The organism is Rhodococcus sp. YL-1, assembly GCF_001942025.1.
Lineage (GTDB): Bacteria > Actinomycetota > Actinomycetes > Mycobacteriales > Mycobacteriaceae > Rhodococcus_F > Rhodococcus_F qingshengii.
Genome location: NZ_CP017299.1, coordinates 1 through 23,139, shown reverse-complemented (window position 1 = coordinate 23,139; position 23,139 = coordinate 1). Strand labels below are relative to the sequence as shown.

General features: G+C 62.6%; 18 protein-coding genes and 2 tRNA genes. 2 read left to right on the top strand and 18 right to left on the bottom strand.

Annotated elements, in window-relative coordinates:
- Positions 1 to 152 precede the first annotated feature (152 nt).
- On the top strand, positions 153 to 680 hold the full coding sequence (locus BH682_RS00100; protein ID WP_075831698.1) for a lipoprotein LpqH: 528 nt from the start codon (positions 153 to 155) through the stop codon (positions 678 to 680).
- A 31-nt stretch (positions 681 to 711) separates the two neighbouring features.
- Here BH682_RS00100 and BH682_RS00095 read toward each other — a convergent pair whose 3' ends face one another.
- Positions 712 to 1,656, bottom strand: coding sequence for a rhomboid family intramembrane serine protease (locus tag BH682_RS00095; RefSeq protein WP_064075687.1), 945 nt, complete (start codon positions 1,654 to 1,656; stop codon positions 712 to 714).
- Between the two features lie 17 nt (positions 1,657 to 1,673).
- Positions 1,674 to 2,201 carry a peptidylprolyl isomerase gene (locus tag BH682_RS00090; RefSeq protein WP_007729190.1) on the bottom strand — a complete coding sequence of 176 codons (528 nt, stop codon included), beginning with the start codon at positions 2,199 to 2,201 and terminating at the stop codon, positions 1,674 to 1,676.
- Positions 2,202 to 2,291: 90 nt separating this feature from the next.
- Here BH682_RS00090 and BH682_RS00085 point away from each other — a divergent pair, with 90 nt between their 5' ends.
- Entirely contained in the window at positions 2,292 to 2,744 is a 453-nt protein-coding gene (locus BH682_RS00085) for a hypothetical protein (protein WP_039973062.1), read from the top strand.
- Between the two features lie 57 nt (positions 2,745 to 2,801).
- Here BH682_RS00085 and BH682_RS00080 read toward each other — a convergent pair whose 3' ends face one another.
- The 16 genes from BH682_RS00080 to dnaA form a co-directional block, all read right to left on the bottom strand.
- Positions 2,802 to 4,079, bottom strand: coding sequence for a lipase family protein (locus tag BH682_RS00080; protein WP_050656763.1), 1,278 nt, complete (start codon positions 4,077 to 4,079; stop codon positions 2,802 to 2,804).
- 127 nt (positions 4,080 to 4,206) lie between these two features.
- Positions 4,207 to 5,871 carry an alpha/beta hydrolase gene (locus BH682_RS00075; RefSeq protein WP_007729186.1) on the bottom strand — a complete coding sequence of 555 codons (1,665 nt, stop codon included), beginning with the start codon at positions 5,869 to 5,871 and terminating at the stop codon, positions 4,207 to 4,209.
- 62 nt (positions 5,872 to 5,933) lie between these two features.
- The gene (locus tag BH682_RS00070) at positions 5,934 to 7,043 is read right to left on the bottom strand and encodes a baeRF11 domain-containing protein (protein WP_054828211.1); all 1,110 of its coding nucleotides are present in this window, start codon (positions 7,041 to 7,043) and stop codon (positions 5,934 to 5,936) included.
- A 285-nt stretch (positions 7,044 to 7,328) separates the two neighbouring features.
- A tRNA-Ala gene (locus tag BH682_RS00065) sits at positions 7,329 to 7,401 on the bottom strand.
- Positions 7,402 to 7,577: 176 nt separating this feature from the next.
- A tRNA-Ile gene (locus tag BH682_RS00060) sits at positions 7,578 to 7,651 on the bottom strand.
- A 75-nt stretch (positions 7,652 to 7,726) separates the two neighbouring features.
- Entirely contained in the window at positions 7,727 to 9,121 is a 1,395-nt protein-coding gene (locus tag BH682_RS00055) for a DUF3566 domain-containing protein (RefSeq protein WP_075831696.1), read from the bottom strand.
- The gene (gene gyrA, locus BH682_RS00050; RefSeq protein ID WP_047272672.1) at positions 9,121 to 11,652 is read right to left on the bottom strand and encodes a DNA gyrase subunit A; all 2,532 of its coding nucleotides are present in this window, start codon (positions 11,650 to 11,652) and stop codon (positions 9,121 to 9,123) included. Before gyrA ends, BH682_RS00055 begins: the two co-directional genes overlap by 1 nt.
- An 87-nt stretch (positions 11,653 to 11,739) precedes the next feature.
- The gene (gyrB, locus tag BH682_RS00045) at positions 11,740 to 13,776 is read right to left on the bottom strand and encodes a DNA topoisomerase (ATP-hydrolyzing) subunit B (protein ID WP_003942515.1); all 2,037 of its coding nucleotides are present in this window, start codon (positions 13,774 to 13,776) and stop codon (positions 11,740 to 11,742) included.
- Between the two features lie 197 nt (positions 13,777 to 13,973).
- Positions 13,974 to 14,897, bottom strand: coding sequence for an alpha/beta fold hydrolase (locus tag BH682_RS00040; protein WP_007729179.1), 924 nt, complete (start codon positions 14,895 to 14,897; stop codon positions 13,974 to 13,976).
- 28 nt (positions 14,898 to 14,925) lie between these two features.
- Positions 14,926 to 16,047, bottom strand: coding sequence for a PDR/VanB family oxidoreductase (locus BH682_RS00035; protein WP_030536717.1), 1,122 nt, complete (start codon positions 16,045 to 16,047; stop codon positions 14,926 to 14,928).
- On the bottom strand, positions 16,047 to 16,958 hold the full coding sequence (locus BH682_RS00030; protein ID WP_007729174.1) for a metal-dependent hydrolase: 912 nt from the start codon (positions 16,956 to 16,958) through the stop codon (positions 16,047 to 16,049). The genes BH682_RS00035 and BH682_RS00030 overlap by 1 nt, the downstream gene beginning before the upstream one ends.
- 124 nt (positions 16,959 to 17,082) lie before the next feature.
- The gene (locus BH682_RS00025) at positions 17,083 to 17,628 is read right to left on the bottom strand and encodes a DUF721 family protein (protein ID WP_003942471.1); all 546 of its coding nucleotides are present in this window, start codon (positions 17,626 to 17,628) and stop codon (positions 17,083 to 17,085) included.
- Complete coding sequence (gene recF / locus BH682_RS00020; protein WP_030536718.1) at positions 17,621 to 18,850, bottom strand: DNA replication/repair protein RecF; 1,230 nt, start codon at positions 18,848 to 18,850, stop codon at positions 17,621 to 17,623. Before recF ends, BH682_RS00025 begins: the two co-directional genes overlap by 8 nt.
- Positions 18,851 to 19,759: a phosphogluconate dehydrogenase (NAD(+)-dependent, decarboxylating) gene (gene gnd / locus BH682_RS00015; RefSeq protein ID WP_075831694.1), complete on the bottom strand. Its 909-nt coding sequence runs from the start codon at positions 19,757 to 19,759 to the stop codon at positions 18,851 to 18,853.
- A 44-nt stretch (positions 19,760 to 19,803) separates the two neighbouring features.
- On the bottom strand, positions 19,804 to 20,988 hold the full coding sequence (gene dnaN / locus BH682_RS00010; protein WP_007729165.1) for a DNA polymerase III subunit beta: 1,185 nt from the start codon (positions 20,986 to 20,988) through the stop codon (positions 19,804 to 19,806).
- 584 nt (positions 20,989 to 21,572) lie between these two features.
- Entirely contained in the window at positions 21,573 to 23,135 is a 1,563-nt protein-coding gene (dnaA, locus tag BH682_RS00005) for a chromosomal replication initiator protein DnaA (protein WP_075835083.1), read from the bottom strand.
- Positions 23,136 to 23,139 lie beyond the last annotated feature (4 nt).

Genomic DNA, 23,139 nt, shown 5'->3' with positions numbered 1-23,139 from the left:
CGGGCCGCCAGACGAACGTCCCTGAACAGTCGAAGGCGACAAACCCGTCTGAGCTGGGGGTTTAGAGCTACGAGCACCGAGTCACTGGCTAGTGTTGTCGGCGAAACAGCCAGAGCAAGTGCGGACGCACCGCGTGACTTGAAGGACAGAACATGACGAAGTTGGTTCGGACCACGATGACCCGCCGGTCCTCCACCGCAGTCGCTGCCACCCTCGCGGCGGTCGCTCTATTCGCCTCCGCCTGCGGCAGCGACTCCGACAAGACCGACTCCGACAAGAGCGCTGCCGGCGCCTCGTCCGCTACATCCTCGGCCACCGTCGGCGGGAAGACGCTCGACGCCAAATTCGAGACGAAGTGCGCAAAGGACGGCGGCACGACAGTTATGACACTGCTCGACGCGGAAAATCCCACCTACGGCATGTTGACCGTCTCGGCCATCGTCGATGAATCCGGCACGGTTCAGACTGCTGGAATCGCCGGAAGCGAGGGTGGATCGAACGGTCTGCCGTACACCGCCGGATACGCACCGGGACTGCCCGGCGGATCTGCCAGTGCCAAGCAGAACGGCAATACCTTCGTGGTGACGGGCGAGGGAATCGGCGCCCGGGACAAGGGCAACCCGACGGCGACGTCGAGCTTCGAGATCACATTCGCCTGCGAGTCCATCATCGGCGGCTGATCCATAGAACGGCTGGGCCCTAGGATTCTTGCTAGCTGATTCCCAGCTGTTCGCGCAGTTGGACGACGCGGAGCACGATGACTCCCAACGTCACCACTGTGACGGCACCAAAAGCGATCCAGCCGATCCGCACCGCCTTCACGCGGTTCTCACCGGCGCCCAACCACTGTGGGGCGTACAGGAAGGCAGCGGCCGTTGCAGCACCTGCCACCAGACCTCCCGCGTGACCCCAGAACGAGATCCCGGGCAGCGAAATGCTGATGATCACATTGATCGCGATCACCGAGATGATCGGGACCGGGCTTCGACGCAAACGCAGTAGAAGGACGGCCTGTGCGCCCATGATGCCGAAGATTGCACCCGATGCTCCAGCGGTCCAGGACAGGGCCGTGAGCGAGGAGAACACCGGCTGGAACGCCATCACCGAGGCGGAACCGCCGAGGAGCGAAACCAGGTAGATGCCGACGTACCGGGAGCGGCCCATCACGATTTCGGTGTCGCGCCCCAGGATGTAGAGGGCGTACATGTTGACCGCGAGGTGCAAGATGCCGAAGTGCAAGAACCCGGAGCCGATGAGCCGGAACCAGTCACCGCTGGCGACCAGACCCGGATTGAGTGCCCAGTTCGCGAAGATCGACGAGCCGACCTGATTGTTCATGATGCTTCGCGACTGCGCGAAGGTGGCGAGGAACGCCAGGACGTTGAGCCCCATCAAGGTGTACGTCACGATCGGGATCGCACGGGCGGGGCTCACGGTGTTTCCGGCGACGCCCCGAACGGGGCGGACATCGCGTTGGCCGGCAGCTACACAGTCAACACATTGGTATCCCACCGCCGCCTCGCGGAGGCAGTCCGGGCACGCCGGACGTCCACAACGATTGCAGGAAAGTGCGGTGGGTCGATCTGGATGGCGGACGCACCGCGGTTGGGGCGGGATGCCCTCACTCGCACCGCCGCCCCAACCGGGGTTCGTCATCTGCTTGTTTTACCTGTTCAGGAGATGGTGATGCTGTTGATCACGACGGGCTCGACCGGACGATCGCCACGATCGACGGCGGTGGAGGAGATAGCGTCGACAACCTTCTTGGAATCGTCGTCGAGAACCTCACCGAAGATGGTGTGGCGACGGTTCAGGTGCGGCGTCGGGCCGGTGGTGATGAAGAACTGCGAGCCGTTGGTTCCCGGGCCTGCGTTGGCCATGGCCAGCAGGTAGGAACGGTCGAACTGCAGTTCCGGGTGGAACTCGTCACCGAACTTGTAGCCCGGGCCGCCGGTGCCGGTTCCGGTGGGGTCGCCACCCTGGATCATGAAGCCGTCGATGACGCGGTGGAAGATGGCACCGTCGTAGAACGGGCCGGTCTTGGTGCCGGCGGCGTTTGCGGTGGTGTACTCCTTCGAGCCGTCGGCGAGGCCGACGAAGTTCTCGACGGTCTTCGGCGCATGGTTGCCGAACAGAGCGATCTTGATGTCGCCGCGGTTCGTGTGCAGCGTTGCGGTTGCGGTCTGATGAGTTGAAGTCACACCACCATCGTGCCATTGCCGGCGTTCTCGCGGATGTCGCCCCGCAAAACTCTCCCTGTCCCCGCCTCACTGTTATGGCACAGTGAAGTCATGACACGAGTGACCGAGTCCCTCAGCACGCAGTTGCCCGACACCTTCGATCACGCGCGCGCCCGCGTCGAGGACACCTTCGACGAGACTGCCGCCTACCTCGAAGAGACAGCGGCTCGCATCAAAGAGTCCGAGGCAGCCGACAACGCTCGCCGCATCGCTGCGGTGGTCGCCACGTCGGTCGCTCGCGGCGCTGGGCAGGTCGGGTTGTTCCTGGGTCGTCAGGGCAAAGTCCTCGCCAAGAAGGGCGTCGAGCGCGCAAAGGCCATCCCCACGAAATCCACGGAACGCACCGAGAAGCCTCGCGGTCGCAAGCGCGTCACCGTGTTCGTCATCGCCGGTGTTGCGGTGATCGGTGGCGCGGTGTTCTTCAAGAGCCGCCGACGCGAGCATCCGCCGGTCGCTTCCGCACCCCCTCGCCTCGAGGAGAACTCGGCCGAGAAGACCGCTTAGTCGACATACGAAAAGCCCCGGAACAGATTGTGTTCCGGGGCTTTTCGATGTTCACATTCAGCAGTTGGACGGTGCCGGGACGTTGTTGAAGCGATCGATCATGTATCCGATGGATTCGGGGGTACCCACCAGGTACGGCGTCGCGTGATTGATTGCCAGTCCCGGAATGATCGGGGGCAGTTCGTTGACGGAGAACTGCACCGTTGCACCCTTGCCGCACCAGTCTCGCGCCAGTTGCTGTCCCTGGCCGAACGGAACGATGTCATCGGAGCGGCCATGCTGAATGAGCACGGGCGACTCCGGCGTCAGCTTGCCGATCTTCTGCTCGTCGAGGATCGCCTGCGCCATGGGGAGACGCGCCAGAACTGCGGAGAGTGATTCACCGGAATTGGTGAAGCTCGACGACTGCTGGAAGCCGAACTGCAATCCACTTTCGGCGACGCACTGGTTCTTGGTGGCGGCCAACATCTGTCGGCCGCGATCGTTGATCTCGGCGTCGAGCAGCGGCTGAACCTCGGGGTACTGGGCAAGGATCCCGTTGAGCGCGTATCCGATCACTCCGGTGAGGAACGTGCCGTCGACCTGCTGCAGCGTCGCCGCCAGATCGGCGGGCGGTGCACCTGCGTAGGTGCCCTTGAGATCAAGCTCAGGAGCATACGACGGCTTCAATTCCGTTGCGGCAGCGGCAGCTCCACCACCTTGCGAGTAACCCCACAGTCCGACGGGGCCGTCGGCGGGAATGCTCGTGTTCGGGAGTTGCTGAGCGGCTCGCACCGAGTCCAGAACGGCGTGCGCTTCGGCTTCACGGTTGACGTAGGTGTGATCGCCCGGAGTTCCGAGGCCCTCGTAATCGGTGACGACGACGGCAATGCCGTTGAGCAGCAACGTGTTCACCCAGATGGACTCGTAGCCGACCATGACGTCCGTCGGGAACTGGTACTCGATACCGGTGTTGAACAGCTTGGACGGAGCGCATTGATCGCCCTGCCCGTGCGTTCCCACCGCTGCGGCAACCAGTGGACGCGCCCCCTGCCCGGTCCACGGGTTCGACGGTTCGAGATAGGTGCCCGTCACGGCAACGGGGGCGCCCTTGGCGTCCTCGCTTCGGTACATGATCTTGGTGGCGGTTGCCGGCCACGCACCGTTCGATCCGGGCACGCTCAGCAGCAGTGGTGACGGCTCACTCTTGATGAGATCTCCGTTGGCACCTGCCGGAAGCTCGACCGGCGGCGTGTAGAAATCCGCCGGCTCCGCCGTTGCGGCAGGGGCCGTCACAGCACCCATGACCAGTGCCGCGACGGAGACCCCTGCCGCCCACCATGCTCTGCTCTTCACGTTTCGATCTCCCCACGTTCGCTTGCGCTGTGGCTTGGCACACAGCGAACGCAGAGTAACACATACCTCACGTAACACCTTTTCGTGAGGTTTTCGCCTTAACAGGCTGAATTACAACCGTTTACAACTACTTCGTGGGCTCCAGATTGGTGGTCAGCAGCGCACGAAGCTTGTCGGTATCAGCCGACGTCCAGGCCTCGGGGTGCAGGATCTTGGCCCACATGTCCGCTGCATCCTCGCCGTAATTGTGACCGTGCCCGGACGGGACGTCAGCCGAGAAGACCATGTCGAGGGTTACCTGCCAGAAGGTCACGAGAGGAACCCATGTCATTCCCGGATCCACGTCGCGACCCAGCGGTTCCTTGAGCCAATCCGGCTTGTTGAGCAGCAGGTCGAAGGACCACCACGTGATCGGGTCGCTGGCGTGCTGCCAGTACACGATGCGATCGTCGTCCCAGTCCGACTTCAGCTCCAGATCTTCCGGATCACCGGCAAACCGAATTGCCTGGCCACCGTCGATCACCGGCAGAATCTCCGGTGAGCCCGAGTCACGACTGTCCGTGATTTCCTGCCACTGAGCAGTGAAGTTGGGGGTTCCGACCCACAGTGCGCCGTCGACGCGCGTCATCATGTCCTGGGCGCCGGCGAATGCGGCCTGGCCACCGTAGGAGCCGAGGCTCTCACCGAAGACAACCAGTTCGGGTCGCGTCTCCACGGGCAAGTCGATCCACTTGGCGTAGACCGCGTTGAACAGCGCGCGGCCGGCGATCATCGGCGTCTCACGGTCGGCGATGAAGGCCAACGGACTCGGAAGGAACGAGTACTGCATCGACGCGATCGCCGTGTCCCCACCCTCGACGTACTCGAACGCCGACGCGACGTCCTCGTTCACCCAACCGCGACCGGTGGTCGTGACAACTGCGAGAGTTCCGCGGTCGAATCCGCCGGTGCGCTCCAACTCGTCGACGACCCGCTGTGCGACACCGTTGATCGAGTCCGAGGATTCACGTCCGGCATACACCCGGATCGGTTGCTTCGCTTCACGTCCGGTCAATGCAGAGATCTCGGCTGCAGTGGGACCGCTACCCATGAAGGTGCGACCCTCCTGGCCGAGAGAATCCCAAGCCTCGGCGGACATCGGCGAACCGCTCCGCTCTGCAATCATGGGCTGTTCGATGCCGTCCGGTGTTTCGTGATCCGCACCGGAGAAACTCCAGTTCGCGAAGGCGATCAGCCCGTTGTACAGCGCACCGTTCACGATGAAGATGCCGAGGGCGAAGATGACGATCAAGCTGCCGACCTTCGCCGCCTCGAGGGGAACGAACCGTAGTGCGACGGCGGTGAGCTTGTTGGTGGTGAACCGAAGACCACGGCCTGCCTCGAGCAGGATGAACCAGATTCCGAGCGAAATCATCAGCACCAGAAGATAATTCGCTTGATTGGTGCGTGGAGCTTCCACGAGATCGCGAACGATCTGCTGCCACCACGAACCGAGGACCAAGAACGTCGGCACAAGAATGACGGCCGCGACCAACAGGATTCGCCAGCCGATCTTCTTGGTGCGATCCGACCACTGCGGTTCGACGCCGCACTTGCGGATCATCCAGGCGACCGTCACGCCGACGCCGTATCCCATGGCGAGCGAGATGCCCGTCGCAACGCCCTGCAGGTACCACGCGCGCGGCAACAGGGACGGACTCATCGACCAGGTGAAGAAGACCAGAGCAAAGGCAAGCCCGACCGGGTGCAGCGTCTTGCAGTAGAGGCGCAGCCGTTCCCACACACGTTTCATGCCGGAATCGTATGCGCCCCGTGCCCGAATCAGGTCACGAGGCGCACACGCGTCCAGTCTGTTTACGGGGCGAAGCGCAAAATCGCGGCAACTGCGCCGCCGCCCGGAATGTCCTCCGCGCGAACAGCGAGCACCCGCGCACCCGTCAGGAGCGCACGACGAGCGATCTCGTCGACGACCCCGTAGGTGCTTCCGTTGGTCGACTCACCGGTCGTGAGAGCGCCCGTCTGGGGATCGAGACTTCCGGGTACGACGGAATCTATGTCGATGAAAACGGTGTCGACCTGTCCGTACGTCGCGGCTGTTGCCACGTCGGCGACGTCGGTTTGAGTGCGACCTTGTTCCGTGCGCACATTGAAGGTGTCCCGCACCGCCGCCAGCTGCTCGGCATGGAAGTCGTCGAGCGCCGGACGCGAACCGTCCGCCACTTCCTGCGTCGACAAGGCTTCGGGGTTTCCCTCGACGGTTTTGTCGACCAGGTGGCGGTACGAATTCACGGAGCGATACACCGACGCGATGGGTTCCGCAGCGGCCAGAATCAAGGGGACGTCACGGCCGGCGAGCACACCGCGGACCTCGTGATCGACTGCGCGGGCGTACTGATTGACGCGCAGCTTTCGGCTGTCCGAACCCGAGAGCCGACCCGCTTCGGTACGGCTGTTGATCGACGACTTGCCCGCGTGATCCGCAGCGTTCTTCGGCATTCCCTGAACACGAACCTCGTCGGCCGGTTGATCGGCGGCGATCTCGATCAGTCGCACCGAACCCTCTGCCAGAGCGAGAACAAACGCCGTCTGGGGGAACGTCACCGAACGGAGCAGTGGCTTGAGATGAAACCGATCGCTGACCGTTTCGAGCGCCTGCAGACGGTTGGGGAGGCGGAAGGTCACCAGACGGTCCGGCGTCGCGTACGTGACCAATGAGCGCGACTGGAAGCGCCAGAAATCGTCGTCGTCGTCGAGCTCTGCGTATTCGGCCTCGAACTGCTTGCGCTCGGCCGGATCCTCCACCGATGCGAGTGCCGAGCGGACCTGGTCCTTGAAGGCTATGCGCGCTTTGTCGTAATCCTGCGGCGCATCTTCAGTCGGAGTAACGATGGTGATGCAGGTGGGCCCCTCCACCTCCGCGAGTGCGGCAATTTCACCGTGGCTGGGAATGTCGTTGTGAAGCACTACGAACCTCCTGAAATTGGGTTCTCCTCACGCTACGCCCGGCTGGTTATGACCACTAGACTTTCCGGAGAATTCGGGACGAACGGTCCATAGTGGGCGCGGTTCTGGCCACCCCACTCCGAGCGAACGGCATGTTCATCGCCTCCAGTGCGCCGAAAGTGCCGTTCGCTCAAAAACGGGTGGGGTGGAACCACACAAGCCGGGCACCGGCCGGGGCGAGCAGAGATCGGGTACATCGGCATACAAAAACACCCTCCCGGATCCCGGGAGGGTGTTTTCTTACTGTGGAGCCTAGGAGATTCGAACTCCTGACATCTGCCTTGCAAAGGCAGCGCTCTACCAACTGAGCTAAGGCCCCGTTCGGTTTTCTGACCGGAGTCAGAGTACCTAGGTTCTATCCTGTTTCCAAATCGTGCCAAACCTTGTCTCCGCGCTGACTTTTGATCAGCTTGGTGACCCCGAGAGCTACCAGAATTCCGGCCCCGACAAGCAGGAAAACCTTCATTCCAGCAACCCTTCTTCGGCACATGGGAGTGGGCCTAGGAGGACTTGAACCTCCGACCTCTTCATTATCAGTAAAGCGCTCTAACCACCTGAGCTATAGGCCCCTGAACCGATTCCAAAGATTACCCCACCGGGCCGCTGACACCAAAACGGGCCCGGCGGAGCAATGTTTTCGCAGGTCAGTCGCGGTCGGCGAGAGTTACCTCTACGCCGCCAACCAGGTCGCTGCAGAGGTTGTAGATGAACGATCCGATCGTGACGAGTGCCGTGAAAAGCACCATGTTCGCGATGCCGATCAGCGCGGCGTAGCCGAACACCTGGCCGGCCGTCACCAGACCGTCCGAGCCGCCATCGGCAACGATGTCGGTGAACGCGTTGTTCAGGCGATCCCAGACGCCCATGCCGTCGAGAACGACGTAGAGCAGTCCGACGGCCACCATCCACACGAAGAACAGCGACACCGAGATCACGGATGTGATCTTGAGCGTGGACCACGGGTCGATACGACGGATCTGGACCGTTGCGCGCAGTGGCGCACCGTCCACGACCGAAGCCGATACGGCGTGAGTTTTCTCACCCTTCACCGCAGCAGGCAACGGATGCTTGGCCTCGGAGAGGTCAGGCATGTCCTTCGGCAGATCCTTGCGATCGATGTGCCGGGTGGGCCCGTCGATCGCTGCGGCTTTTGCTTTCGGATTTGCGACCGTGGGATTGGCGACTGTGGCATTTGCAGCCTTGGGATTTGCGCCCGAGGGTGTAACAGCCTTGGCTGCTGCCGCACCGGCGATACCACCGGTAGCTGCAGCCGCTGCTGTTCCTGTCACGACGGGACGTGCCGACGGGTTGCCGGCAGGACGACCCGTCGGTGCACCGGCAGCGGGACGACCCGATTGCGGCTGTCCCTTCGGCGCACCACCCTGCGCGGGGTTTTTGGCCGGACCACCCTGCACCGGACCACCCTGCGCCGGGCCGGCCGCTGCAGGACGCTGCGGACCCGCAGGCGGCTTACCCCCGGCAGGAGCTGCCGGTCGACCCGCAGGAGCACCAGCGCCGGCTGGGCGCGTGATGTTGGTCTGCGGCTGACTTTGCGGCGCCTGATTCTGCGGTGGCTGAGTCTTCGACGCCGGGGCTTTGGACGCCGGGTTCTGAGCAGCCGGGTTCTGAGCTGGCTGCCCCTGCGGCTGACCCGACGGCTGGGGTCCGCGTTGCCACGGCGGCGCCTGGCTGCCACGAGCCTGATTGGCAACCGGTTGCGGCGGAGCCTGACCGTCACCCTTTGCCGGAGTTACCGGCGCAGCCGGAGCCACTGAAGGAGCGGAAGGAGCTTGACCCTTGGCCGCACCCGCGGCGTCGGAAGCCCCACCCGCCGGCTTCTGAGCCGACGGGCCGCGAGGCGGCTCCGGTGCCTTGGGCGCCGGAGCTGCCTCGGAAGCTTTGGGTCCGCCGTCCGCTGGAGCTGCAGGTTTCGAGGTCTGCGGCCCCGCCGGAGCAGTTGCCTGCTCCGGCTTCGGTGGCGTCGAACCTGAAGTGCTTTCGCTCTTCTGGTCACTGCCCGGCTGGTTGGGAGTGCTCACTAGGACTCCTTAGCTCCATCGGCATTGTCTGCGTTGTCGGTGGTCTCTGCAGCGAGCTCTTCGGGCTCGTCGGCGTTGCGCGCAATCGCGAGCAGTGTGTCGCCTTCGCCGAGGTTCATCAGACGCACGCCCTTGGTCTGGCGTCCCGCCTTACGAACCTGCTTGGCAGCCGTCCTGATGACGCCGCCGCCCGAGGTGATCGCGTACAGCTCGTCGTCGTCGTCGACGATGAGCGCACCGACCAGAGTGCCACGTTTCTTGTCGTACTGAATCGTGAGCACGCCCTTGCCGCCGCGACCCTGCACCGGGTAGTCCTCCATGCCGGTTCGCTTGGAGTAACCGCCCGACGTGGCGACCAGGAGGAATGTTCCTTCACGAACGACGTTGAGCGAGAGCAGCTCGTCGTCACCGTTGAAACGCATGCCCTGGACACCGGAAGTGGCGCGGCCCATCGGACGCAGTGCCTCGTCGGTGGCCGAGAAGCGGATCGACTGGCCCTGTGCCGAGACGAGAAGGAGGTCGTCTTCGGCGGAGCAGAGGACAGCGCCGACCAGTTCGTCTTCACCGCGCAGGTTGATGGCGACGATGCCACCGCTGCGGTTGGAGTCGAAGTCGGTGAGCTTGGACTTCTTGACCAGACCGTTGCGAGTGGCGAGCACCAGGTAGGGCGCGTCTTCGTACGTCTTGATCTGGATGACGGACTGGATGCGCTCGTCCGGCTGGAATGCCAGCAGGTTGGCAACGTGCTGACCGCGAGCTGTACGGCTCGCCTCGGGCAACTCGTAAGCCTTGGCGCGGTAGACGCGGCCCTTCGTGGTGAAGAACAGCAGCCAGTCGTGCGTCGACGTGACGAAGAAGTGCGAGACGATGTCGTCCTGCTTGAGGCCGGCACCCTGAACACCCTTGCCGCCGCGCTTCTGCGAGCGGTACAGGTCGGTCTTGGTGCGCTTGGCGTAACCGGTCTCGGTGATCGTGACGACGACGTCTTCGCGGGCGATCAGATCCTCGTCGTTGACGTCTCCGTCGGCGGCGATGATGCGGGTACGACGGTCGTCGCCGTACTTGTCGACGATTTCCTTGAGCTCGTCACGAACGATCGCGCGCTGACGCTCCGGGCGAGCCAGAATGTCTTCGAGGTCCGCGATTTCGAGTTCGATCTCGGCCAACTCGTCGACGATCTTCTGACGCTCGAGGGCGGCCAGACGACGCAGCTGCATGCCGAGGATGGCGTCGGCCTGGATCTCGTCGACGTCGAGGAGTTCCATCAATCCGGCGCGAGCGATGTCGACGGTCTGCGACGCACGGATCAAGGCGATGACCTCGTCCAGAGCGTCGAGGGCCTTGACCAGACCGCGCAGGATGTGGGCGCGCTCCTGTGCCTTGCGAAGCAGGTACCTGGTACGACGAACGATGACCTCGAGCTGATGCGCCGTGTACAGACGGATCATCTGGTCGAGGCGCAGAGTGCGCGGCACTCCGTCGACGATGGAGAGCATGTTGCAGCCGAAGCTGGTCTGCAGCTGGGTGTGCTTGTAAAGGTTGTTCAGCACGACCTTGGCAACGGCGTCACGCTTGACGGTGACGACGATGCGCATGCCGACGCGGTCCGAGGACTCGTCGTGGATGTCGGAGATGCCACCGATCTTGGCGTCACGAACCTGCTCCGCGATGGAGGTGATCAGGTTGTCCGGGTTGACCTGGTAGGGCAGCTCGGTGATGACGATTGTGGTGCGGCCCTTGGCATCTTCTTCGATCTCGACGACGCCGCGCATACGAACGGAGCCACGGCCGGTGGTGTAGGCGTCCTGGATGCCCTGTCCACCGACGATGAGCCCGTGCGTGGGGAAGTCGGGTCCCTTGATGCGCTCCATGACGGCCGCGAGGGTGGCTTCCTCGTCCGCTTCGAAGTTGTCGAGCGCCCAGTAGATGGCCTCGGCAACTTCACGCAGGTTGTGCGGCGGAATGTTGGTGGCCATACCGACGGCGATGCCGTTGGAACCGTTGATCAGCAGGTTCGGGATACGGCTGGGCAGAACCGTCGGTTCCTGCGTCTTGCCGTCGTAGTTCGGGGTGAAATCGACTGTCTCGTGGTCGATTTCGCGCAGCATTTCCATCGCGAGCGGCGTGAGCCTGCACTCGGTGTAACGCATGGCGGCTGCGCCGTCGTTGCCGCGGGAGCCGAAGTTTCCCTGACCGTCGACTAGCGGGTAACGCAGCGACCACGGCTGGGCCATACGAACCAACGTGTCGTAGATCGAGGAGTCGCCGTGGGGGTGGTAGTTACCCATGGTCTCGGCGACCGGTCGGGCAGACTTCACGTATCCGCGGTCGGGGCGATATCCGTTGTCGTACATCGCGTAGAGCACGCGGCGGTGCACCGGCTTGAGTCCGTCGCGGACATCCGGCAGAGCGCGACCGACGATGACGCTCATGGCGTAGTCGATGTAGCTGTTCTGCATTTCCTGCTGGATGTCGACCGGTTCGATCCGGTCGTGTTGTGGACCGTCCGGTGGCAACGTGGTGTCGGTCATGAGCTCACTTTCTTAAAAGAGGGGGCAAGCCCCTGTGCGCGGAAAGGGAGTCCGGGGACTCCTCAACCGCGCACAGGGCTGCAGGCCCTACACGTCGAGGAAACGAACGTCCCGGGCATTGCGGGTGATGAAGCTGCGTCGTGCTTCGACGTCTTCGCCCATCAGCACGCTGAACAGCTCGTCGGCAGCAGCCGCGTCGTCGAGCGTGACGAGACGCAGAACGCGCACCGTCGGGTCCATCGTGGTTTCCCACAGCTCCTTGGCGTTCATCTCGCCGAGGCCTTTGTAGCGCTGGATGCCGTCGTCCTTGTTGATCTTCTTGCCGGACTCGAGGCCGGCCTTGACCATCGCGTCGCGTTCGCGGTCGGAGTACGCGAATTCCGGCTGCGCACCCTTCTGCCACTTGAGCTTGTACAGCGGCGGCTGCGCAAGGTAGACCTTGCCGTGCTCGACGAGCGGCCGCATGAAGCGGAACAGCAGCGTGAGCAGCAGCGTTGCGATGTGCTGACCGTCGACGTCGGCGTCGGCCATGAGCACGATCTTGTGATAGCGCAGCTTGGCGATGTCGAACTCGTCGTGGATGCCCGTGCCGAACGCGGTGATGATCGACTGGACTTCGGTGTTCTTGAGGACGCGATCGATACGCGCCTTCTCGACGTTGATGATCTTTCCGCGGAGCGGGAGGATCGCCTGGTACATCGAGTCTCGGCCGGACTTGGCCGAGCCGCCTGCGGAGTCGCCCTCCACGATGTAGATCTCGGACTTCTCTGGATCGTTGGAGCGGCAATCGGCGAGCTTGCCTGGCAGGCCACCGAGGTCGGTCGCACTCTTACGACGGACCAGCTCACGCGCCTTACGTGCGGCGACGCGGGCCTGCGCCGACGAAACAGCCTTGTTCACAATGGTTTTCGCGTCGGCGGGGTTCGCCTCGAACCAGTGCGCGAGGTGCTCGTTGCACGCCTTCTGCACGAAGGACTTGACCTCGGTATTGCCGAGCTTGGTCTTGGTCTGACCCTCGAACTGGGGTTCACCGACCTTCACCGAGATGATGGCCGCGAGTCCTTCACGGATGTCGTCGCCGGTGAGCTTGGGATCCTTGTCCTTGAGCAGCTTCTTTTCGAGCGCGTACTTGTTGACCGTTGCGGTCAGTGCGGCGCGGAAGCCCTCTTCGTGGGTACCACCCTCGTGGGTGTTGATGGTGTTGGCGAAGGTGTGCACGGACTCCGAGTATCCGGAGTTCCACTGCATTGCGACCTCGAGCTCGTGGCCGGTGCCCTTGGCGGTGAATCCGACGACCGAGTTGTGGATCGGGGTCTTGCTCTTGTTGATGTGCCGGACGTAGTCCTCGAGTCCACCGGGGTAGTGGTAGATACGGGTCTTGGACTTACGCGGCGCTGCCTGAGCAGCTTCTTCGGCTTCTTCGGCAGCAGACTTGGGAGCCTCGGCCACCTCGGCAGCTTCGTCGTCGATGACCTCGGCGCGCTCGTCGGTCAGCGTGATGGTCAGGCCCTTGTTGAGGAAGGCCATTTCCTGCAGACGACGCGCAACGGTCTCGAAGTTGTAGCGGGTGGTCTCGAAGATCTCGGGATCCGCCCAGAAACTGACGGTGGTGCCGGTCTCCTTCGTCGGGTCGCCCTGTACGAGCTCTCCCGGCTTGGAATCGGTGTACGTCTGCTGCCACCGGTAGCCGTCGACCTTGATGTCGACGTCGAGCCGGGTGGAAAGAGCGTTGACCACCGAGATACCGACGCCGTGCAGACCACCGGAGACGGCGTAGGAGTCGGAGTCGAACTTGCCGCCGGCGTGCAGCTGGGTCAGCACGACCTCGACGGTGGGGACTCCGGAGGCGTGCATGCCGACCGGGATGCCACGGCCGTCGTCGATGACGCGGATTCCGCCGTCTTCGAGGAGGGTGACCTCGACCTTGGTGGCGTGTCCGGCCATCGCCTCGTCGACCGAGTTGTCGACGACCTCCCAAATGAGGTGGTGCAGGCCGCGTTCACCGGTGGAACCGATGTACATGCCTGGACGCTTACGTACCGCCTCGAGTCCTTCGAGGACGGTGATGGACGACGCGTTGTAGTCCTTGCTGGAAGTGCTTGTATCTGACTTCTGGGCAGCCACGGGTGGGTAGCTCTCCTTCTCCGTCAATACTCGAGCGCAGCCGTCAGCAAGCCCTTGCGGGTGTCGTCGGAGCGGGTTCGAGAATGTTGCCGCTAGTTACCGTTGACCATCTTACTGGTAAGCACCGACTAGAAGCGGCCAATGACACCCCTGGCTGCGCCGCAGACGAATTTTTACGATCCCCGGAAGGTGAAATGCTAGGAACTTTGCTTCTCCGAGCGACGCTCTCTCAGGCTCGCGATAAATGCCCGCGCATGTTCGGCAACCTCGCCCGGATGTGAAAACGGTGACCAGTGTCCCGCGGCAATTTCACGTCGCTGCAGGTCGGAGACCCATTTTTCGGTGTCTTCGTATCCCACCGGACGAACGGCTTTGTCGTACTTGTTCAGAATGAGCTGAACAGGCACGTCCGTGTACCGATCCCGCGGCTTGCCGAGAGACGGCCGGATGTTAGCGCGATAAAGCTTGAGTCCGTTCACCATGTCGTCGGCGATGGTGGGCGCGGTGTTGACCACACGGGGGTCCAGACCGTCGAAGAAGCCCAGAAATGCCGGCCAGTGCTTGGAGAACCACAGACGCAACGGAAGGGTGCACAGCCCGGGAATCTGGAACAGAACGGTGTAGGCCGACGCAATTCCCTGCGCCGCCGGGCCGAGGAAACGACGCTTGGACGCGCTCGCCCGGATCCACTTGCCGAGATGATCGAGATTGGGGCCCGAGATGGACGAGAACGACGCGATCTTCTCTTCGGCACCCGGCTCGCAGACCGCTTCCCACGTTTCGACGGATCCCCAGTCGTGCGCGAGGACGTGCACCGGCTTGCCCGGGCTGACCGCGTCGATGACGGCAAAAAGATCGCCGGCCAGTGCGCTCAGTTGGTAGTCCTGCACCCTCGAGGGGATTGTGCTCTCACCGGCCCCGCGGCTGTCGTAGCTGACGACGCGGAAGTCGTCTGCCAGCAAAGGCACGATGCGGTTCCACAGTTCATGGGTGTCGGGCCAACCATGCACCAGGACGATGGTCTCGCCGTCCGCCTTGCCCTGCTCGAACACGGCCAGGCTGACGGAACCGTTGGTCACGCGACGCGCGGTCACGGCATGGACAGGAGAGTGCTTCGACATTGTCGAACCCTTCGGAGTCGGGAAATATCTAGAGATCGAGAACGAGACGTCCACCGTCGGAACGGGATACGCAGATGAGCATCTCCGTTTCCTGTTCGGTGTCGGTCAGACGCCTTTCGCGGTGATCGGGTTTACCCGCGAGCACCTTCACACGACAGGTTCCGCAGAAACCCTGCTGACACGAGTACCCGACACCGGGCAATGTCTTCTTGATGACGTCGAGCGCGGACTCGTCGGCGGGCACGGTGAGCACCTGTCCCGAATTGACAAGCTGCACTTCGAATTCCTTGCCGTCGATCACCGGCGGAGCCCCGAACCGCTCGAAATGCAAAGCGGTGGAGGGTGTATCGCGGAAACCGCGGCGGACGGCATCGAGCATCGGCGTCGGGCCACAGCAGTACACGGCGCCGCCGACCGGCGCTCGTCCGAGAAGGTCTGTGGTGGTGGGCAATCCGAACTCGTCGTCCGGGCGCACGAAGACACGCTCGGGTTCCCAGGTTGCGATCTCGTCGAGGAACGGCATGGATTCACGAGAGCGGCCCGAGTACACGAAGTACCAGTCCATCCCCAATTCTCTTGCCGCACGGACCATTGCGATGATCGGCGTGATACCGATGCCGCCGGCGACGAACAACGCGCTGCCTTCTCCGACAAACGGGAAGCCGTTGCGTGGTCCGCGTACCGTGACGTGCTCACCGGGCTGGAGAGCGTGCATCTCGATGGAACCGCCACCGCCGTCGGGGATCCGGCGCACCGCGACGCTGTATCCCGTGCGATCGGCCGGGTCGCCGCACAGCGAATACTGACGCCGCAGACCCGAAGGTAGATGGAAGTCCAGGTGCGAACCCGGATGCCACGGCGGAATCGGTGAGCCGTCGGCGGATTCGAAGCGCAGGCGAACGACGTTCTCGTCAGTCGCCACCACCTCACGTGTGCTGACCACCATGTTCATGGCCGTGTCGGGGTTGTGGCCCGCGATCTCGGGGTTGTAGTCGTAGGCCGTCAACACCCGAAGGTACTTGTCCGCCAATAACTCCGTGATGCGCATGGCACGGTCGGGACGGTTCTTTCCGGACAAATCGGGTGGCGCCGGAAAACGCGGCAACCCGTCGTGCCCGGAGATGACGTCCTTGACCCTCGAGAGTGAAATCACCGTGCAGCCGCCTGAGCTGCGGGTGACGACGCCAGGTACTGCACCGCCTGGGCGGTCGAGCCCTCGTTACTGGGGTGATAGGACTTGCTGAAGTACGTCGACATCCGCTTGACCAGCTCGAACGACGTGGGAACTGTGCCACGCTTTCCGGCCGCGATGAAATCGGACAGGTGGGGTCGTCGACGGCTGGGGGCCTGAGCGGCAAGTTCGGGATCGTTGCGCATCAGGAACCGGGTTCCACGAATCCACAGCCACACGATTGCGGGCGTGACGAGGATCTGGGTACGGATCCGGCGGGTCTCACGCTTGTCGAAGTAGCGCATGACGTCGTACGCGACGGCTCGGTGTTCGACTTCTTCGGCGCCGTGCCAGCGAAGGAGATCAAGCATGGTCGGGTGCATGCCGGCTTTGTCCAGCCCCTTGGCGTTGAGCACCCAGTCGCCGAGGAAAGCAGTGATGTGTTCGATGGCCGCGATGATCGCCAAGCGCTCCACCAGGTGATTCTCGGCGCGCAGACCCGTCATCGGGCGCGGTCCGAGCAGTTTCGAGAATGCCCACTCCATCTGCTGGGTGTACGGCGTCGGATCGAGGCCGTTTTCCTTGAGATGGACCAGGACACCCGAGTGCGCGTTGGAGTGCATCGCCTCTTGGCCGATGAATCCGACGACGTCCTCACGGAGTTTCTCGTCCTCGATCAGAGGAAGAGCTTCCTTGAAAGTCTCGACAAACCATTCCTCACCGGCGGGGAGGAGAAGGTGAAGCACGTTGAGAACGTGTGTGCTGAACGGATCGCCCGGAATCCAGTGCATGGGCAGATCGGACCAGTCGAACTCGACATTGCGAGCCTGCAACAGGATGTGATCCGGCTCGGCGAACGACGAAGCGGGTGTCGATATCTTCTGCGACATCTAGCTACTCCTTCATGCCTGCCGATCGGTGGGGAGCGACAGCCTTGTGACACAGTTCACTCACTAGCGAGTTTTAACTGTAACACGAAGTAATAGGTAGAACCAGGGCCTGGTTGAGTTTTCCTCAGCCGTACGTATCGCGAGGTCCGCGGCCTTTCACATGCCTTTCTCCCTTGCGCCAGCTAGGCGCACTCGGACCGGTGATCCGCAGTGTCTTCACGACGCCGTCACCGACGGCAGCAGCGATCTTGGCCAGAATCTGGGACTGCATCATGCGCAACTGGGTAGCCCACGCCGTCGACTCGGCGGAGATGCTGAGAACACCTTCTTTCAGAGAGATCGGCTCGGCGTGCGCGGAGATGTCTTCTCCGACGACCTGCGGCCACCGACCGAGGACCGTGCCCTCGGACACCTTGGGGGACCACCCACGCGATTTGGAGATAGCGCTGGTGAGAGCGCCGAACGGCTGAGGGTCCCGCGCATCCGGGCCGGGGCCGGACCAACCGCTGCGTCGACGCGGTCGGCCACTTCCGTATTTGGGCGACGATCGCCCCTGCCCGACGGCCTTGCCGTTGGCCTTTGCCGTCGCGCGTGCCTCCTCGAGGGCACGGCGCGCCAGATCGATCCCTTTGAGCTCGGGCTCCGGAGCCGCGCTGCTGTCTTCAGTCATCGAACTCGACCTCCTGATCTGTCGAGCCTACGGGCACTATCCGGGATATCCGACCGTCTCCGGTATCGGAGGCTTCGACGCCGAACTTGGCCGCCTCGAGTTCGTCCGGTACGTCCTCGGGAACAGCAGCTGTGATCAGTACCTGTTCTGCGGTGGCGGCAACGGTGGCGAGCGCACGACGCCGACGACGGTCCAATTCCGCGAAGACATCGTCGAGCATCAGGACCGGGTCGCTGCCGTCGGCGCGCAACAGGGCAAAACCTGCCAGCCGCAGCGAAAGCGCAAAAGACCACGATTCACCATGGCTTGCAAAGCCTTTCGCCGGGCTGTCACCGAGAATCAGCTCCAGATCGTCCCGATGCGGACCGACCAGACACACTCCGCGATCGATTTCCTTCGACCTCATCTGCGCCAACTCGAGGTGGAATCTCTCCTCGAGGTACGCAACGTCGTCGATACCGGAAATCCTTGCAGGATCGGTGAATTCGGGATCCAACGACGAACCCAGGCTGCTCTTGTATCGAATCGACGCCGGCCGGGATTCGGGTGCGATGGAACGATACGACTCCGCCAGATGCGGCGCCAGATCATGGACCAACTCGAGGCGCCCGGCCAACAATTGTGCGCCGTGAGCGGCCAGATGCCCGTCCCACACCTCGAGGGTGGAGAGGACGTTGTCGGACTCGCCACCACGAGAACCGCGACGCAAAGCCGCACCAGCAGTTTTGAGTAGGGCTGAGCGCTGACGCAGCACTTTGTCGTAATCCGCACGGACAGCAGCCATTCGGGGTATCCGGGACGTCAACAACTCGTCGAGATAGCGTCGACGATCGCCAGGATCTCCGCGAACCAACGACAGATCTTCCGGCGCGAACATCACCGACTGCAGAATCCCCAGCACTTCCCGCGGACGACGCGTCGGAGACTGATTTATCCTGGCGCGGTTGGACTTTCCCTCGATCAGTTCGACATCGATGGTCAGTTCGCGCCCATTGTTGACCACCGTTGCACCGGCAAAGGCACTGGCGGAACCGCTGCGGATCATCGGTGCATCCGCGGACACTCGATGTGACGACAGCGTCGACAGATACCCGAGCGACTCGAGGACATTGGTTTTACCGTGCCCGTTGGAACCGAGGAACACGGTTGTTCCCGGCGTGAGGTCAAGCGTCAGCGAATCCCAGGATCGGAAGTCCCGCAGCGAAAATCTACGAACGAACACTTAGCTTCCAGAAGCCGAATTCTTGGGCGAAGCGCTCTTGACCGCGTGACCACCGAACTGATTACGCAAAGCCGACACCGCCTTCATGGCCGGTGAATCATCCTGTCGTGAAGCAAATCTCGCGAACAGAGCAGCGGAGATGACGGGAGCGGGGACAGCGTGCTTGATGGCTTCCTCGACCGTCCAGCGGCCCTCGCCGGAATCCTCGGTATAGCCCGTGATCTGCGCAAGCTCCGGATCTTCCTCGAGGGCGTCGACAAGCAGATCGAGCAACCACGAACGTACGACGGTTCCCTTCGACCAAGCTCGGAGCACGCCCGGAACGTCCGCGATCAGGCTTTCCGCCTCGAGGAGCTCGTACCCCTCGGCATACGCCTGCATCAGGCCGTATTCGATGCCGTTGTGCACCATCTTCGCGTAATGACCAGCACCGACGGGACCGGCGTGGACAAAGCCGTCTGCAGCCTCACCGTCGGGGCGAAGGGCGTCGAAGATCGGCATTGCCTTCTCGACGTCGGGCTCGGATCCGCCCACCATCAGGCCGTAGCCGTTCTCACGGCCCCAGATGCCACCGGAGACACCGCAGTCGAGGAAACCGATCCCACGGGCACCCAACAACTCGGCATGGACAGCGTCGTCGGTGAAGCGAGAGTTTCCACCGTCGATGACCAGATCGCCGCCCTCGAGGGCATCCGCCAGTTCGGCAATGGTGCTCTGGGTGATGTCACCGGCCGGAACCATCACCCAGACGACTCTAGGTCCCTCGAGGGAAGCAGCGAGTTCGGCAAGAGACCCGACGTCGGTGACTTCCGGTCGAGGGTCGTATCCGATCACCTCGAGGCCATGCGCGCGCAAGCGCTCACGCATGTTGAAGCCCATCTTGCCGAGACCTACGAGTCCGATCTTCATACTGTTCTCCCTGGTCAGGCGCGAACTGAAGTGCGGGGTTCCACTCAGCCCGGAAGGCGAACCGGCATCAGCAGGTACGTGTACTCGCTCGAGGGCGCAGCGAAGTTACCGGACTCGTCTGCCGTGGGCTCTTCCTCGGCCGCGGGGCGAAGAACAGCCGGACGGCTGGGAGTGGTGAAGCCGAACAGAACGTTTTCGCTGTGAAGCGAGTTCAACCCGTCGATCAGGTAACCGGGGTTGAACGCAATGGTGAGTGCTTCGCCCTGGAACGACGCGTTGAGCGTCTCTTCCGCGCGGCCGGCGTCGTCGCCACCCGCAGAGAGGAGCAGGCCGTCAGCGGAGAACTGCATGCGAACCTGTGCGCCACGCTCGGCGACGAGTGCTACACGCTTGATGGCTTCGATGAGTGGCGTGACCTCGACCGTTGCCATCGCGGTGTGCTGAGCAGGCAGCAACTGACGGAACTTCGGGAACTCGGCGTCGAGGAGGCGCGTCGTGGTGCGGCGTCCGTCGTTGACGATGCCGAGGAGTCCGTCGTTTCCGATGGTCGTACCGGAGCCGAGAGCCAACTCGACCGGCGAATTTGCATTGCCGGCAAGCGTTTTCGCGGACTCGGACAAAGTCTTGGCCGGGATGAGAACAGCAGCCTGGACGTCGGGATTGGCCGGAGTCCACTCGAGTTCACGTACGGCGAGACGGAAGCGGTCGGTAGCGGCGAGGACGATCGAATTCTGTTCGATCTCGACACGGATACCCGTGAGCATCGGAAGGGTGTCGTCCTTGCCGGCTGCAACAGCTACCTGGCTGATGGCTTCGGAGAACAGGTCGACGGGAATGGACCCGGACTGCTGCGGAAGCGTCGGAAGCTGGGGGTAGTCCTCGACCGGCATCGTAGGCAGGGAGAACTTGGCGCTTCCGCACGAGATGAGCACGCGAGTGCCCTCGAGGGTCACATCGACCGGCTTGTTGGGAAGCGACTTGGTGATATCTGCGAGGAGGCGTCCGGAGACGAGTGCCTGACCTGCAGTCGTGACATCTGCCGAGACGCGGACCTGCGCAGATACCTCGTAGTCGAACCCGGAAACGGTGAGGCCGGCTTCGGTTGCGTCGAGAAGAACTCCGCCGAGAACCGGCACAGGCGGCCTCGAGGGCAGGCTACGAGCAACCCACGCTACTGAATCAGCGAACTCTTCCCGGGAAACGCGAAACTTCAGGCTTCCAAGCTCCATCGCCGGGTTATTCCTCTCGGTAGGCATGTTCGTCTGCTGCGGATCTGCATCAGCTCACTTGAAGTCTGACACAGACCGAGCGATGCCCACCGTATGCCCTCGAGGGCGCAAGTGGAAAGCCGAAGCCGCGGCGAGCGCAGCCTGAGGCGAGGTTCTCAACAGGAGTTGTCCCCAGAACTATTTTCAAAGAGCTTTTCCTAGGAAATTCTCAGTAGTAGTAATAAGTCCTGTGCAATCTGTGGAGCAACGGTTGTCGACGCTGGTAGGTCCCCTCGAGGGCCTGTGCACTTCTCGAGGACAGACTCGAGGACCAATCGACCCCCTCTGTGCACTCTCTGAAAGTTTTCGGATTCCTCCTCGAGAACTCCACAGACTTTCGGAGTTATCAACACACTTATCCACAGATGTGAATACTTTTCACAAGAAACGAAGAGTTTGTTCTCATCGGCGTGTCTGACTCCGGCGTGTCGTCCCTCGAGGTGGACAACCGCCCTCGAGGGGACCGCACGTGGAACCCTTCGAATACACCGATGCCGCTCGAGGGAACCTCTGCCTCGAGCGGCATCGATCGAAATAAGTGCAGGTCAACGCTTGGAGCGCTGCTTGATCCTTGCGGTCAACTCCTGAACCTGGTCGTACACCTTGCGGCGTTCCGTCATTTCCTTACGGATCTTCTTGTCGGCGTACATGACCGTCGTGTGGTCACGGCCGAACGTCTGACCGATCTTCGGCAAGGACAAATCAGTGAGCTCACGGCACAAATACATCGAGATCTGGCGGGCCTGAGCGAGTGGCCGGGCCTTACCCGGCCCACACAGGTCGTCGATCGACATGTTGAAGTATTCGGCCGTCACCGCCATGATCGTCGCCGCGTTGATCTCGAGGCTCGACGAATCGGGCATCAGATCGCGCAGGACCACCTCGGCCAACGTCAGATCCAACGGCTGGCGGTTGAGCGAGGCAAAAGCGGTGACGCGGATCAACGCGCCCTCGAGTTCACGAATGTTGCGCTCGATACGGCTGGCGATCAACTCGAGGACGTCGTGCGGGACCTCGAGGCGATCCATCCTCGCCTTCTTGCTCAGAATCGCGATACGCGTCTCGAGCTCAGGCGGCTGAACGTCGGTGATCAGGCCCCATTCGAAGCGCGTCCGCAGACGCTCCTCGAGGGTTGCCAACTGTTTGGGCGGACGGTCCGAGGAGACGACGATCTGCTTGTTCGCGTTGTGCAAGGTGTTGAAGGTATGGAAGAACTCCTCCTGGATACCTTCCTTGCCTTCGATGAACTGGATGTCGTCGACCAGCAGGACGTCCGTTTCCCGGTATCGACGTTTGAACGCGACCTTGCGGTCGTCACGAAGACTGTTGATGAAGTCGTTGGTGAATTCTTCGGTCGAGACGTACTTGACCCGCATGCCGGGGAACAGTCGCTGTGCGTAGTGGCCGGCGGCGTGAAGAAGGTGCGTCTTGCCCAGGCCCGAAGCTCCCCAGATGAACAAGGGGTTGTAGGCACGCGCCGGCGCCTCCGCGATCGCGACGGCAGCGGCATGAGCGAATCGGTTGGACGATCCGATCACAAAAGTGTCGAAGGTGTACTTCGCGTTGAGGCTGTTGGCGCCGGACCCCGAAGCAGAAGGAGTAGCGGGCGGCTTCGTGAAGTACGACGGCCACGATTCGTGAACGCTCGCGAGTGCTTCGCGGTCGTCGTCGACTTCTTCGGTCTCGGCAGTCTCGGAGTCCGAAGGTTCGCCGTCGCCTTCGGTGAATCTGCGCCGACGGTATGCGCCCGATGAGTTGACCGACTCGAACTGACGGCTGCCCGTGCGCTCCTCGACCGGTTCGGCGGGTGCGTCGGCATCGTCTTCGAGTGCGATGCGGACACCGAGTCCCTCGACCTGGCCGCCGAGGTGGCGTCCGAGTGCCTGCAGGATCGGCTCGCGTAGATCGCGCTCGATCGTCTCTTGAGCAAATGGCGATGGAACCGAGAGGAGTGCAAAACCCTGAGCAAGTGTGAGAGGCCTCACCAGACGGACAAATGCCTTCTGCTTGCTGCTCAAAGCCGGAAGATTACTTTCGGGGTCATCACTCGTGAGTTCTGCAACCACGTCGACCCAGACCCGTGCGAGCGCGTTGGGATCGTCGTTCACGTGG

Bases quoted from the DNA above. Each gene is read 5' to 3' on its own strand.
- BH682_RS00100 (WP_075831698.1), top strand. From the start codon at position 153: ATGACGAAGTTGGTTCGGACCACGATGACCCGCCGGTCCTCCACCGCA.
- BH682_RS00095 (WP_064075687.1), bottom strand. From the start codon at position 1,656: ATGACGAACCCCGGTTGGGGCGGCGGTGCGAGTGAGGGCATCCCGCCC.
- BH682_RS00085 (WP_039973062.1), top strand. From the start codon at position 2,292: ATGACACGAGTGACCGAGTCCCTCAGCACGCAGTTGCCCGACACCTTC.
- BH682_RS00075 (WP_007729186.1), bottom strand. From the start codon at position 5,871: ATGAAACGTGTGTGGGAACGGCTGCGCCTCTACTGCAAGACGCTGCAC.
- gyrA (WP_047272672.1), bottom strand. From the start codon at position 11,652: ATGACCGACACCACGTTGCCACCGGACGGTCCACAACACGACCGGATC.
- BH682_RS00040 (WP_007729179.1), bottom strand. From the start codon at position 14,897: ATGTCGAAGCACTCTCCTGTCCATGCCGTGACCGCGCGTCGCGTGACC.
- BH682_RS00030 (WP_007729174.1), bottom strand. From the start codon at position 16,958: ATGTCGCAGAAGATATCGACACCCGCTTCGTCGTTCGCCGAGCCGGAT.
- BH682_RS00025 (WP_003942471.1), bottom strand. From the start codon at position 17,628: ATGACTGAAGACAGCAGCGCGGCTCCGGAGCCCGAGCTCAAAGGGATC.
- gnd (WP_075831694.1), bottom strand. From the start codon at position 19,759: ATGAAGATCGGACTCGTAGGTCTCGGCAAGATGGGCTTCAACATGCGT.
- dnaN (WP_007729165.1), bottom strand. From the start codon at position 20,988: ATGGAGCTTGGAAGCCTGAAGTTTCGCGTTTCCCGGGAAGAGTTCGCT.